Source organism: Brevibacterium sp. CCUG 69071, from assembly GCF_021023135.1.
Lineage (GTDB): Bacteria > Actinomycetota > Actinomycetes > Actinomycetales > Brevibacteriaceae > Brevibacterium.
Genome location: NZ_PGFV01000001.1, coordinates 357,841 through 371,037 on the forward strand (window position 1 = coordinate 357,841; position 13,197 = coordinate 371,037).

The 13,197-nt window shown below is 66.3% G+C and carries 12 protein-coding genes; 6 read left to right on the top strand and 6 right to left on the bottom strand.

Annotation, left to right across the window (positions count from 1 at the left end; genetic code table 11):
• Positions 1–36: 36 nt before the first annotated feature.
• The 3 genes from CV023_RS01670 to CV023_RS01680 are packed head-to-tail and all read left to right on the top strand — an operon-like array spanning position 37 to position 3,600.
• The gene (locus CV023_RS01670) at positions 37–1,368 is read left to right on the top strand and encodes a carboxylesterase family protein (protein ID WP_230743732.1); all 1,332 of its coding nucleotides are present in this window, start codon (positions 37–39) and stop codon (positions 1,366–1,368) included.
• A 29-nt stretch (positions 1,369–1,397) separates the two neighbouring features.
• Positions 1,398–2,531, top strand: coding sequence for a winged helix DNA-binding domain-containing protein (locus CV023_RS01675; RefSeq protein ID WP_230743733.1), 1,134 nt, complete (start codon positions 1,398–1,400; stop codon positions 2,529–2,531).
• A 43-nt stretch (positions 2,532–2,574) separates the two neighbouring features.
• A complete protein-coding gene (locus tag CV023_RS01680; protein ID WP_230743734.1) occupies positions 2,575–3,600 on the top strand; it encodes a diacylglycerol/lipid kinase family protein in 1,026 nt (341 codons plus the stop codon).
• Positions 3,601–3,669: 69 nt separating this feature from the next.
• On the opposite strand, the gene CV023_RS01685 is transcribed toward CV023_RS01680, so the two are convergent.
• From CV023_RS01685 to pdxS, 3 genes are read right to left on the bottom strand one after another with little or no spacing between them, the layout of a single operon-like run.
• Positions 3,670–5,286 carry a helicase HerA-like domain-containing protein gene (locus tag CV023_RS01685; RefSeq protein WP_230743735.1) on the bottom strand — a complete coding sequence of 539 codons (1,617 nt, stop codon included), beginning with the start codon at positions 5,284–5,286 and terminating at the stop codon, positions 3,670–3,672.
• A gap of 10 nt (positions 5,287–5,296) precedes the next feature.
• Positions 5,297–5,881, bottom strand: a complete 585-nt coding sequence (gene pdxT, locus CV023_RS01690) for a pyridoxal 5'-phosphate synthase glutaminase subunit PdxT (protein ID WP_230743736.1) — start codon at positions 5,879–5,881, stop codon at positions 5,297–5,299.
• Entirely contained in the window at positions 5,875–6,756 is an 882-nt protein-coding gene (pdxS, locus tag CV023_RS01695) for a pyridoxal 5'-phosphate synthase lyase subunit PdxS (protein ID WP_230743737.1), read from the bottom strand. The genes pdxT and pdxS overlap by 7 nt, the downstream gene beginning before the upstream one ends.
• 176 nt (positions 6,757–6,932) lie before the next feature.
• Here pdxS and pdxR point away from each other — a divergent pair, with 176 nt between their 5' ends.
• Positions 6,933–8,390 (top strand): MocR-like pyridoxine biosynthesis transcription factor PdxR, encoded by a 1,458-nt coding sequence (pdxR, locus tag CV023_RS01700; protein ID WP_230743738.1) that lies wholly within the window; start codon positions 6,933–6,935, stop codon positions 8,388–8,390.
• A complete protein-coding gene (locus CV023_RS01705; protein WP_230743739.1) occupies positions 8,384–8,779 on the top strand; it encodes a hypothetical protein in 396 nt (131 codons plus the stop codon). Before pdxR ends, CV023_RS01705 begins: the two co-directional genes overlap by 7 nt.
• A gap of 164 nt (positions 8,780–8,943) precedes the next feature.
• Here CV023_RS01705 and CV023_RS01710 read toward each other — a convergent pair whose 3' ends face one another.
• The 3 genes from CV023_RS01710 to CV023_RS01720 all read right to left on the bottom strand — a co-directional run bounded on the left by CV023_RS01710 (position 8,944) and on the right by CV023_RS01720 (position 12,358).
• Positions 8,944–9,588, bottom strand: coding sequence for a 4'-phosphopantetheinyl transferase family protein (locus CV023_RS01710; protein ID WP_230743740.1), 645 nt, complete (start codon positions 9,586–9,588; stop codon positions 8,944–8,946).
• A 3-nt stretch (positions 9,589–9,591) separates the two neighbouring features.
• Positions 9,592–10,062, bottom strand: coding sequence for a LapA family protein (locus tag CV023_RS01715; protein ID WP_230743741.1), 471 nt, complete (start codon positions 10,060–10,062; stop codon positions 9,592–9,594).
• A 67-nt stretch (positions 10,063–10,129) separates the two neighbouring features.
• Positions 10,130–12,358, bottom strand: coding sequence for an NADP-dependent isocitrate dehydrogenase (locus CV023_RS01720; protein ID WP_230743742.1), 2,229 nt, complete (start codon positions 12,356–12,358; stop codon positions 10,130–10,132).
• Positions 12,359–12,552: 194 nt separating this feature from the next.
• On the opposite strand from CV023_RS01720, the gene CV023_RS01725 reads away from it, so the two are divergent.
• Complete coding sequence (locus CV023_RS01725) at positions 12,553–13,194, top strand: thymidine kinase (RefSeq protein WP_230743743.1); 642 nt, start codon at positions 12,553–12,555, stop codon at positions 13,192–13,194.
• Positions 13,195–13,197 lie beyond the last annotated feature (3 nt).

Sequence of the window (13,197 nt, forward strand, 5' to 3'; positions counted from 1 at the left end):
CCGACAGACCGGACAACCAGCAAGTAAGCTGACGACGTGAACACGACACGGGAGATCCATGCTCAGTGCGGGCGCGTCCGCGCCTACGAAGCCGGCGAGGTGGTCCGGGCACGGGGCATCCGCTATGCCCGCGCGAAGCGCTTCGCCCCACCGGTCGACGAACCAGCTGTCGACAGCATCGACGGTGCGGGACCGGGACCAGCCAGCCCGCAGCTGCGCCGTGATCCGAACGCGGGCATGACCTTCGATCAGCTCGGCGGACTGCCGATAAGTGAAGACTGTCTGCGCGTGAGTGTGACGATGCCTCGGGACGTGCACACGCCGAGGGACGCTGCCGGTGCGGGCGCGGAGCCATCACGGCTGCCGGTTCTCGTCTGGATCCACGGCGGCGCCTACGTCGCAGGCGCCGGAGACGCGGAGATCTACAACCCGCACGCCCTCGTCGCCGAACAGAACATCATCGTCGTCTCGGTCACCTACCGCTTAGGGATCCTCGGCTATCTGGGTCTGGGGAAGCCCGAGCACTCGAACCTCGGCCTGCTCGATCAGATCTCGGCCCTGCGCTGGGTCCAGCGCAATATCGCTGCGTTCGGGGGTGACCCGGACAACGTCACGATCGCCGGGCAGAGTGCCGGCGCCGACGCCTGCGCACATCTGATGATCGCCGAGGCGACCGAGCACTTATTCCACCGCGTGATCATGGCCTCCGCCCCCTTGGGCCTGGCCGGAGGCACCGAACCAATGAATTGGGCGATGGCCAGAGTCGCGCAGAAGATGAACCCGGAGGCGAACCTCGCCGAGGTTCTCGCCACCCAGGAAGAGGTGCACAAGGCCGCGCTCGTCGGTGGTCTGCATGCGGGAATGTGCTTCGGCGTCCACTACGGTGACCACCCCCTGCCTCCACGCTCCAAGGCCGGGGCGGCCTGGGCCGAGTCGGCTCGGAAATACGACGTGCTGATGACCCGCACCGAACGTGAGATGGCCTTCTTCGCCGGTTTCGTCCCCGCCATCCGCCGCCTCCACGACCGACAGCTGACCTCCCCGATGCTCGAATCGCTGATCTCGGGGATGACCTCGGCGGTGTACACCCGAGCGGCGAAGGAATTCTACGATCGGCACCGCATGTCCGGCGGGCAAGGTGCCCGTCTGCTCATCGTCTCCCGCGGCGACGGCAGCTTCTTCGATGCCGCTCACGCCGGTGACCTGCCGCTGCTGTTCCCCGGTCAGGTGTGGCACAAGAGTTTCCTCGACTACGGGGAGACCGCAGCGATCGCTGGCCCCGAGCTGCGGACCATCTGGGGTCGCTTCACTGCCACCGGAGCATTGCCGCGGGTTCCCGTGCCCGGTCTCATCGACATCCTCGGGTGATCCCCGGACCTCTCGACTATCGTTGAGCCATGGACACAAGTCAGGTCTCCGCCGCGCGTTTGATCTCCCAGGGGCTCATCGGCCCGGCACCGACGTCCCCGACCGGCAGCGCACTCCGCCCGGCAGCTGCTGTCGTCGAACACCTCGGGTGCGTGCAGGCGCAAGCCTTCGGCGGAGCTCTCGTCTCGGTTGCCCTGCGCGCCGATTCCCAAACGGGTGAGGGCGCCCCGGACGATTCGGGAACGGGTGTGGACGCGGTAAGAGCCGCCTTGGACTCCGGAGAGATCGTGCGCACCTGGACCCAGCGGGGAACCATCCACCTCACCACCGCGAAGGACGTCGGCTGGATCCTCGGCCTGACCGGACAGCGAATGATCAAGTCCACGGCCAAACGTCGCGAATTCTTCGGCATCACCGATGCCATGCTCGATACCGCCGCAGGCCTGGCCGCCGAGGCGATCCGTGACCGTGGTCCTCTGACCAGGCAGGAGCTCCTCGATGCCTTCGCGCCGCTCGACGCCGGTGACGAATACGGGCACGACCGCTACCTCATCACCACACTCGCGCTGCAGGGCATCATCGTCCAAGCCCCGACGATCACGGGCAAAGACGATCTGAAGTACGTGCTCACCGACGAATGGGTGCCCGCCCCGACCCGCCTCGATGCCGAGGCCGCCCTGCACGAATGGACCAGGCGCTTTGTCCTCAGCCACGGCCCGGTCACCGTCGACGACACCGCCCGCTGGATGGGACTGCCGAAGACCGGAATCAAGAAGGCACTGGCAGCTGGAGTCGAATCCGGGGAGATCGTGGAGGCCCGCGTCGGTGAGATCGATGTCTTCCACGCCCCCGACCTCGAAGAACGACTGGCCGAATGGGAAAGAGACGCTCAGGCCACCCTGTTGCTGCCCGGTTTCGACGAGATCATTCTCGGCTACAAGGACCGCAGCGTCACACTCGCCCCCGCACATGAGAAGGCCGTGGTCCCTGGCGGCAACGGCATGTTCAAGAACACGGTCATCCAAGCCACCACAGCCCGAGGCACGTGGAAGCGCTCACCGCGAAAGACCGGTCCGCGCGTGGTCATCGAACCCTTCGACGGTGAGAACCCGGACATTGCGGCCGCCGAGGCGGTCGCCGCGACCCATCCTGCCTTCTGCTGATCGCGCGCCCACAGCGGTGGGGTGGAGAAAGGAGGACGGGAAAATGGTCACGGATGACCTCGTGAACGTCGGAATCATCGTCAATCCCAAACATGCGCGCACCACGCGAGCCTACGCAGACCTGGTACGGCGGCTCAGGGCACAGCGGATCCGGTATCGCAGCTCCTCGACGACACCCCAGCGATCTGGCGCCTGGCAGGCGGGAGAGCTCATCGGCTGGGGTGCGGATATCGTGATCATCCTCGGTGGGGACGGAACGATCCGCGCCGCCGCACCGGTGCTGGCGGCCGCCGAAACACCGGTGATGCTGGTTCCGACCGGGACGGCGAATGTGCTCAGCCGACATGTGGGAATCCGATCCCACCGGCACGCCATCGCGGCGTGCGCCCGCCATGCCAGCGACGCGTGCGTCAGCCACGCCATCACGGCGTGCGCCAGCCGTGCCATCGCGGCGTGTGCCCAGCCCGGGTCGACGCGGGAGATCGGGGTTCCGATCAATGACGTCGAATTCCTCGACGTCGACGGACACTGGCAGCGCAGCCACTTCATCTGCCTGGCAGGCCTCGGCGGAGACGCTCGGGCCGTGGCAGAGCACGGACGCGCCCCCGGTCTGCTCGGCTACGCCCTCGGAGGAGTGCGGGCAGTCTTCGCCCCGAGCATGGACGCCCGAATCGATGCGCCCACCGCCGGGGTTCCCGATACCAACGGAGCACCATCGCCGAGGTGGTCGATCATGGCCTCGAAGGTTGCCCGCCCGGCCGGTCCCATCCCGGTGTTTCCGCAGGCCCGGATCGACGCGGACGACTTCTCGTTCCTCAGCGTCGGGCCACTGGCCGAGGAACCGGGGGACCGCCTTGGCGACTGGGCCCGCATCGCCGCCGCCTGCCTGCAGGGTCGACCGGGTGCGCCGGCGACCATGAACTATCGGACGGGCCGTGAACTCACGATCGGACTCGACTCCCCGGAGCCGGCGCATCTCGACGGGGACCCCATCGGAGACTGTCTGGGCATGCGCATCAGCGCCGGGACCACACGGCTGCGAGTCCTCGTCCCGGAGGCAGAGGACTGAGCATTCCGGACCTGATGCGGCATTCCGATCTTCAGGATCGGACCGAGCTGCCGCACCGGGCGGAGAACCCTAGCGGCGACGGCGTGAAGTGCCGAAGATGCCGCGGGCGATCTCCCTGGCGGCGGTGCGGGTGAACTGTTTGAACGCGGAGGACTTCACCACCTGGGAGAACATGTTCTCCTCCGCGGGCTCCTTCTTCGACCGGGACTTCGAACCCGGTGTCGACCCGGTTTCCTCCGGGAACGGCACCTTGTCCGCAGAGTCCGAGGAACCCTGAGGATCCGGCGTCCCCGGCGAGGACTGACCCGCGGCCTGCTCCTCGGCATGAGCCTCGGAACCGGATTCGAGGCGTTTGGCGAGGATCTCCCGGGCCGACTGGTTGTCGATCGCGGTCCCGTACTTCTCGTACTGATCCGATGCCTTGACCGCCGCGGTGACCTCGCCCTCACCCATCGGACCCATCTTCGATTCCGGTGCCCGCATCCGCGTCGGCGCCACGGGAGTGGGCACACCGTCGGGGTCCATCACGGTCACCACGGCCTCACCGGTACCCAGGGTCGTCAGCAGTTCGGCAAGGTCGTAATCGGACTTCGGGAAGGTCTGCACGGTCGCCTTGAGCGCCTTCGCATCATTGGGGGTGTGCGCCCGCAGCTGATGCTGGATCCGCGAACCCAACTGGGCGAGCACGTCCTCAGGCACATCCTTCGGCGTCTGGGTGACGAAGAAGACGCCCACGCCCTTGGACCTGATGAGGCGCACGGTCTGCGTCACCGACTGCAGGAACGCCTTCGAGGCATCGGCGAAGAGCAGGTGCGCCTCATCGAAGAAGAAGACGAGGGAGGGCTTGTCCGGATCGCCGACCTCGGGCAGATCCTGGAACAGGTCCGCGAGCAGCCACATGAGGAAGGTGGAGAAGAGGGCAGGGGACTGGTTGAGCTTCTGCAGCTCGAGCACGGAGACGATGCCGGCACCGTTGTCATCGGTGCGCAGCAGATCGGCTGTGTCGAACTCGGGTTCGCCGAAGAACACGTCTCCGCCCTGCGCGCTCAGCTCGGAGATGTTGCGCAGGATGACGCCCACGGTGGCCTTCGATGCCCCGCCGATGCTCTCGAGGTCGGCCTTGCCCTCAGCAGAGGTGAGGAAGTAGAGCACGGCCTGCAGATCGCTGAGATCGAGCAGGGCCAGTCCGGCCTTGTCCGCGTAGTGGAAGACGAGCGAGAGCACGGATTCCTGGGTGTCGTTGAGCTCGAGGACCTTGGCCAGCAGAATCGGACCGAAGGAAGTCACCGTCGCGCGCAGCGGAGTGCCGAGTCCGGAGTCGCCGAGCGTGTAGAACTCGGTCGGGTTGGCCTTCGGCTCCCACTCCTGACCGGCCGCGTCGAGGCGTTTGCGCAGCTTCTCGGATTCGGTTCCGGCCGCACCGATGCCCGAGAGGTCGCCCTTGATATCGGAGGCGAAGACCGGGACACCGGCGCGGGAGAGCTGTTCGGCGAGCACCTGCAGGGTCACGGTCTTGCCCGTTCCCGTGGCACCGGCGACCAGGCCGTGCCGGTTGAACATGCCCAGCGGGATCGAGATCGGGGTGTCCGGTGAGAGCTCCTCGCCGTCGAGGGCCACTCCCAGCTGAACTGTCGGAGTGTCGAAGGTGTAGCCGTCCTTGAGCGTCTGCAGTGGCTGAGTAGTCATAGGGCAATCTTTACACAGCCGCACCGAGGTGGTGGAGGAATTCTGCGTGGATTCGCAGGTCCTCACCCAGCTCGGGATGGAAGCTGGCACCCCACACATTCGCCGCTCGCACGAGGACCGGATGCCCGTCATGACGCGCGAGGATCTCGACTCCTGGGCCGCTGTCGAGGATCCGCGGCGCCCGGATGAAAGTGGCGGTGAAGTCTCCCGACAGGCCGGTGATCGCCACAGGCGCCGAGAACGACTCCCGCTGCCTGCCGTAGGCATTGCGCGCCACCGTGACATCGAGCCCGCCGAGGCGGTCGTACCCGTCCAGCGAATCGTCGCCGAGGCGATCGGCGAGCAGGATGAGACCGGCACAGGTGCCGAATGTCGGCAGTCCCGCCCGGATCGTGCGTCCGAGGACCGGGAAGAATCCGGTGCCGGCGGCGAGGCGGACCATGGCGCTGGATTCTCCGCCGGGCAGGACGATCGCATCGAGTCCGGGCAGATGCTCGGGGCGGGTGACCCGACGGGTCTCGGCCCCCAGGGAGGTGAGCATCGTGAGATGTTCGCGGAAGGCTCCCTGGAGGGCGAGGACGCCGACTCTCACCATCCGCGTTCGGCCAGACGGTGGGGTGCCGCAACGTCGGCGACATTGATCCCGACCATGGCGTCACCGAGTCCGCGGGAGGCATTCGCCACGGCTGCCGCATCATCGAAGTGGGTGGTCGCCTCGACGATGGCCTTCGCCCGGGCCTCGGGGTTGCCGGACTTGAAGATCCCCGAGCCGACGAAGACGCCGTCGGCTCCGAGCTGCATCATCATCGCCGCATCGGCCGGGGTGGCGATGCCGCCGGCGACGAAGGTGACCACGGGCAGTCGTCCGAGGCTCGCGACCTGCTTGACCAGTGGGTACGGGGCGGCGATCTCCTTGGCGGCGACGTAGAGCTCATCCTCGCTCTTGGCACTCAGGGCGCGGATCTCGGAGTTGATGGTCCGCAGGTGGCGCATCGCCTCGGAGACGTCGCCGGTCCCGGCCTCTCCCTTCGAGCGGATCATCGACGCACCTTCGGTGATGCGGCGCAGGGCCTCGCCGAGGTTGGTCGCCCCGCAGACGAAGGGCACTTCGAAGACGGACTTGTCGATGTGATTGACGAAGTCGGCGGGGGAGAGGACCTCAGATTCGTCGATGTAGTCGACACCGAGGGTCTGCAGGATCTGGGCCTCGACGAAGTGTCCGATGCGGGCCTTGGCCATGACCGGAATTGAGACCGTCTCGATGATCGACTCGATGAGCTCTGGATCGCTCATCCGGGCGACGCCGCCCTGGGCGCGGATGTCGGCGGGCACGCGTTCGAGGGCCATGACGGCCGAGGCGCCGGCGGCTTCGGCGATGCGGGCCTGCTCGGCGTTGACGACATCCATGATGACGCCGCCCTTGAGCATCTGGGCCAGGCCGGTGTTGAGCAGAGTCTGTGTCTGGGTCATTGCGGTGATTTCCGTTCACTTCGGGTATGCGCATCTGCCGCCGACGGTCGACGAAGAGAGTCGGTGGCAGACCTGAACTGATGGGTGAACGGCCGTTCTCGTTCAGCCTAAACCGACCTTTGGCTCAGTGAGAGTGCCAGAGATCGCGCAGAATTTTGGGCCAGTATGATCGGAGCATGGACACATCACTGCGGAACGGACGGCCGCCTCGGCGAGGTGAGTCGACCTCACCCGGATCTGCGGTCGCACCGATGCCGCGCGCCGACGGTGTCGCACTGCCGGTCGAGGTGAGCCGGGAGAGTTCCACGCCCCTGCCCGATCAGCTCGCCCAGGAGATCCGCCGACTCATCGCCTCCGGAACGCTGCGCCCCGGCGAACCGGTGCCCTCGAGCCGGAGGCTGTCGGCGCATCTCGGGATCTCTCGCGGGTCGGTCGAGACCGCCTATACCCAGCTCGGGGTCGAAGGGTTCCTCGTCAGCGCCGAGCGCTCGGCCACGCGGGTCAACCCTGAGCTCTCCGGCACCGGGCACCTCAGCGTTCACCGGCCGGCCACGTCGGAGTCTCCGCGCCGGCGGCTGCGCAACTACGTCGACCTGCGGCCGGGCTTCGGCGGTGACGACCCCCTCCGCGAGCCCGCCTTCCGACGTGCCTGGCGTGAATCGCTCGACACCGATCCCGGGCCGATCGATCCGCTCGGGCAGCCGAGCGCCCGGTGGGCGATCGCGGACTATCTGCGTCTGAGCCGTGGGATGGCCGTCGACCCTGATGATGTGATTCTCACGAGCGGCTCACGCGACGGTCTGCGGCTGCTGCTGACGGTGGGAATCACCGGGGCGATCGCGGTCGAGAACCCCGGCTTCCCGGGCCTGCGACAGGCGATGGCTGATCGCGATCTCGTACCCCTCGACTCCGCGGTCGATCCCACCGCCTCCTCGGATCCTCGTGTGGGTGCCGTGGTCGTCACTCCCAACCACCAGTTCCCCCATGGGACCCCGATGCCGGTCGACGAACGGGTCAGGCTGCTCGAATGGGCGGCACGCAACGACGTCATCGTCATCGAGGACGACTATGACAGCGAAGCCCGCCTGACCCGCACGCTCGTGCCCACGCTCTACGACCTCGCCGAATCCGGCAGCTCGTCGGCGCAGGTCGTGCACATCGGGACGTTCTCGACCCTTCTCACCTCGGCGGTGTCGACCGGGTACCTCGTCGCCCGCGGCAGCATCGGCATCCGACTGATGGAGCTGCGTACGGCGCTCGGTCCTGCGTTCTCCCCGGTGATGCAGACGGCGATCGGCTCGTACCTCAGCTCCGGCGGACTGCGACGACGCATCTCCCGGGGCCGCCGCAGGCTGCGCGCGGCCGAGTCGGTGGTCTCCGGCATCGGTGAGATCCCCGGACTCGTCCACGACGGACGCACACTCGTCATCGAAACCGGCGAGGCGGAGGCGCAGACGCTGCGGACCCAGCTGAGGGAACGCGGCATCCTCGTGGCCTCCCTGGCCGAAGGATGGGCCGGCGCGAACGATGTCCGACACGGCATCGTCATCGCGCATTCGAACGTCGAGGCCGAGGTACTCCGGCAGGCGCTTGAGACGCTGCAGACCCTGTTGAGTAGGCTGGTTCCATGTTGAAGTTCGGGTTCGTCGCCGATGGCGTCTTCAAGCTGCTCGTCGCCGGCGCGATCTGCGTCTTCCTGCCTGCAGTGGAGAGCTTCCTCCTCGCGCCGAGGTGGTTGTCCATCACGGCCGTGGTGCTCCTCTTCCTCAGCGCGGCCACGGAGATCTCCTACGGAGTGCGCAAGGGTGAGAGGAGCCACGCCAGATACCTGGCGCTCTTCGACTCCCTGTGGCTGTTGTCGACGATCGTCGCGGTGGTCCTTGCACTGGAGGACAATCCGGCGGCGGCCTTCGTGTGGTTCGGCTATCTGGGACTCGGCTCCCTGGGCGTCGCCGTGGTCTTCACCACCGGCGCCAACGGCCCCGACTTCGCCGGAGACGAGGCAGACGATCGCGCTCAGTGACCTTCTGAGGGTCATTCCCCTTGCACGGGCTTCTCAGTCCACAGTTCCGTCGTCAACACCGTCTCCCGAGACGGTGTTGACGACGGAACTGTGGATCGAGGGCGAAAGCCTCTCGCTGACGCCTCGTGTCTGCGACCGATCCGACGGGCTGCACAGACTTCGAGTCAGCGGTTGAAGGCGATTGCGGCGCGGTAGCTCTCGGGAATGCCCGCCACGAAGTCGTCGATCTCGACGTCCGGATGCGGTGACTGCGGTGCAGTGCCCGTGCCGATGTAGTCCATCCCGGGGTCGCGGGCCAGTCCGGTGCTCAGCGCTTTGAGGAAGGCTTCTTTGCGCGCCCAGACGCGCACGAACTCTTCGGCCAGGGATTCCTCGGGAAGCTGTTCGAGCTCGGCGCGCTCCTGTGGGTGCAGCAGCTGCATCGCCTCGGCGGCCACGGCGTGCTCGGGAACGGCTTCCAGATCGACTCCCACCGGATCCTCACCTACCGCCACGAGGACCAGGCGCCGGGCGCGGGTGACGGAGAATTCGCATTCGTCGACCCGGGGCTTGCCGGCCGAGTCGAGGCGGATCTCGATCGATGCGGGGTCCTTCTCGAGGTGGGAGCCGAGGACGTGCCGCAACACGACTCGTCCGGCCGACCAGGTCGTCGCGACCTCGGGGTCGAACTCGGCGGCATAGTTGATCTCCTGCTCGGTGAGCACGGAGTCATCGGTGCGGGCCCATTCGGCAACCGCGGCGGTGTCGGCGAGGACGAGGGCGGCAGGGAGCTCAGTGGGCAGAACGGTGAAACTGGGGTGGAACGCCATCGATCAGCGGCCCAGCGCCTTGTCGATCTTCTTGAGCTTGCGGCTGAGAACGAAGATGCGCACAGAGCCGATGATGCCGGCAATGAAGATGCCGCCGATGGCCGCGAAGAGCATGGCGACTCCGAGCGGCAGCTGGAACTGCCAGCCGAAGTACTGGAAGTCGGCGGGAACATTGTTCTGCAGAATGAAGATCAGGAGCAGTACGACGATGACGGCGCCGAGGATGAGGGAGATCCACATCCCCGCCGACATTCCGGACCCGCCCTTGGCTGTGGGCAGCTCGGATTTCCGGCCGGCAGGGGTCGGCTGCTGACCGCCCTGCGTCACCTCGCCACCTCGTGTGGCGCCTCCGCCCTGCGGTTCGACTTCGCGAGTGTCACCGGTCGTCGGAGCGTCCTCACCCAATACGGATTGGGTCTCGGCCAACAGCTCTTCGGGCGTCTGGGATTCGCCACGCGGGTCTTGAGTACTCATGCGCCCCATCATAGTCGCTGATGAGGCGCATGAGTCGGTGGTCCCGGAACGGATCGAACCGAGTCGATCAGACCTTTTCGCTGAGGGTGGCGATGATCTCGTTGAGCGTGGCCGAGGGGCGCATGGCCGCTTCGGTCTTCGCATCGTTGGGGTAGTAGTAGCCGCCCAGGTCGACGGGGCTGCCCTGGATCTCGAGCAGTTCGGCCGTGATCGTGTCGGCCTTCTCCGTGAGTGCCTTCGCCACCGGTGCGATCGCCTCGGCCAGTGCCTCGTCGGAGGTCTGTGCCGCCAGCTCCTGCGCCCAGTAGAGGGTGAGGAAGAAGTGGCTGCCGCGGTTGTCGATCTCGCCAACTTTGCGTGAAGGCGACTTGTTCTCTTCGAGGAACTTGCCAGTGGCCGCATCGAGGGTGTCGGCGAGCACGCCGGCACGCTCGTTGCCGTGGACGTTGAACTCGTGGCGGAAGGATTCGGCCAGGGCGAGGAACTCGCCGAGGGAATCCCAACGCAGGTGGTTCTCTTCGACCAGCTGCTGCACGTGCTTCGGGGCCGAACCGCCGGCACCGGTCTCGAATAGTCCGCCACCGGCGATGAGCGGAACCACGGAGAGCATCTTCGCCGAGGTGCCGAGCTCGAGGATCGGGAACAGGTCGGTGTTGTAGTCACGCAGCACGTTGCCGGTCACCGAGATGGTGTCCTTGCCTTCGCGGATCCGGTCGATCGAGAACTGGGTGGCCTCCACCGGGTTCATGATCCGGATGTCGAGGCCTTCGGTGTCATGATCGCCCAGGTACTGTTCGACCTTCGCCCGGATGTTGCGATCGTGGGCGCGGGTCTCATCGAGCCAGAACACGGCCGGGGTCTCCGACAGGCGGGCCCGTGTGACGGCGAGCTTGACCCAGTCGCGGACCGGGATGTCCTTGGTCTGGCAGGCACGCCAGATGTCACCGGCGGCGACCTCGTGGCTGAGCAGCACCTCGCCGGCGGAGTTGACGACCTCGACGACACCCGCCTCGGCGATCTCGAAGGTCTTGTCGTGGCTGCCGTACTCTTCGGCCTTCTGCGCCATCAGACCGACGTTGGGAACGGTGCCCATCGTCGTCGGGTCGAAGGCGCCCTTGGCGCGGCAGTCCTCGATCACGGTCTGGTAGACCCCGGCATAGGAGGAATCGGGGATGACAGCCAGCGTGTCCTGGGTCTGGTCGTCCTTGTTCCACATCTTGCCGCCGACGCGGATCATCGCCGGCATCGAGGCATCGACGATGACGTCGGAGGGCACGTGGAGGTTGGTGATGCCCTTGTCGGAGTTGACCATGGCCAGGGACGGGCCGTCGGTCAGGCCCTTCTCGATTCCGGCCTTGACTCCGGCGGCGACGTCGGCAGCGAGCTCGTCGAGCCCGCCGAGGATGGCGGCCAGGCCGTTGTCGGAGGTCAGTCCCGCCTCGGCGAGGGCCTCACCGTATTCGGCGAAGACCTCGGGGAAGAAGGCCTCGATGACCTTGCCGAAGAGGATGGGGTCGGAGACCTTCATCATCGTGGCCTTGAGGTGGACGGAGAAGAGAACCCCTTCGGCCTTGGCGCGTTCGATCTGAGCCGTGACGAACTCGCCGAGGGCGGCGGCGTCCATCTTCGTGGCATCGACGATCTCTCCGGCGAGCACAGGCAGGGACTCCTTGAGTACCGTGGTCTCTCCGGCGGCAGTGCGCAGGCGGATCTGCAGGGTGTCATCGGCCTCGAGGATCACTGACTTCTCGTTGTCACGGAAGTCGCCTGCCGCCATCGTCGCGACATTGGTCTTCGAATCAGCGGACCAATCGCCCATGGAGTGCGGGTGGGCCTTGGCGAAGTTCTTCACGGCCTCGGGTGCGCGACGATCGGAGTTGCCTTCACGCAGGACCGGGTTGACGGCCGAGCCCTTGACCTTGTCGTAGCGGGAGCGAACGTCCTTCTCCTCGGCGGTGGCAGGCTCCTCCGGGTAGTCGGGGAGATCGTAGCCCTGCGACTGCAGCTCGGCGATCGTGGCCTTGAGCTGGGGCACCGAGGCAGAGATGTTGGGCAGCTTGATGATGTTCGCGTCCGGAGTCTGAGCGAGCTCGCCCAGTTCGGCCAGCGAGTCGGCGACCTGCTGGTTCTCGGGGAGGCGATCGTTGAACTGCGCCAGCACGCGCGCGGCGAGGGAGATGTCTCGGGTCTCGACCTCGACACCCGCCGAGGTGGCGAAGGCTTCGATGATCGGCTTGAGCGAGTACGTCGCCAGAAGCGGCGCTTCATCCGTGCGCGTGTAAATGATTTTAGCCATAGTGATGGACTACTCCGCATCGTCTTGGGGTTTGTCAGCTTCATCTTACCTTTCCTGTGATTTCGGTAGACGGCGGCCTGTGATGAGAGTGCTCACACGCGGGGGCGGAACCGGCAGACGGAACCGGTAGTCTTCTGTGTCGGCACGGACAGTCGCCACGGGCAGTCGGCACGGACAACAGAAAGAGGAGCACGGTGGCCAAACTCTACTTCCGCTACGGGGCGATGAACTCCGGCAAGTCGACCGCGCTGCTCCAGGCCGCCTTCAACTACGAGGAGCGCGGACAGCGGGTGCTGCTGGCCAAACCGGACATCGACACGAAGGGCGCCTCGGAGATCGTCTCCCGCCTCGGCGTCACCCGGGAGGTCGACTTCCTCATCCCACCCGAGGCCGATGTCGAGACCATCTATGCCGAGCACGCCGACTACGTCGACCACGACGCTCTCCTCGAATCCATCGACACTCCGAAGGCTCCCGTGGCCTGCCTGCTCATCGACGAGGCGCAGTTCCTCAGCCCCACACAGGTCGATTCGCTTATGCGCATCGCCACCAACGCCTCGGTGCCGGTGATGTGCTACGGAATTCGCACGGACTTCCGGACCAAGGCCTTCCCCGGATCGGGCCGACTGCTCGAGATCGCCCACACCCTCGAAGAACTCAAGACCATCTGCCGCTGCGGTCGCAAGGCGATGTTCAACGGCCGCCTCGTCGATGGGACCTTCATCTTCGACGGTGATCAGGTCGCCATCGACGGCAATGCGGTGACCTACGAATCGCTGTGCCCGCGCTGTTATCTCGAGTACTCCGGCGGTAGGCTGACCAGTGTTGACTCCTGACCT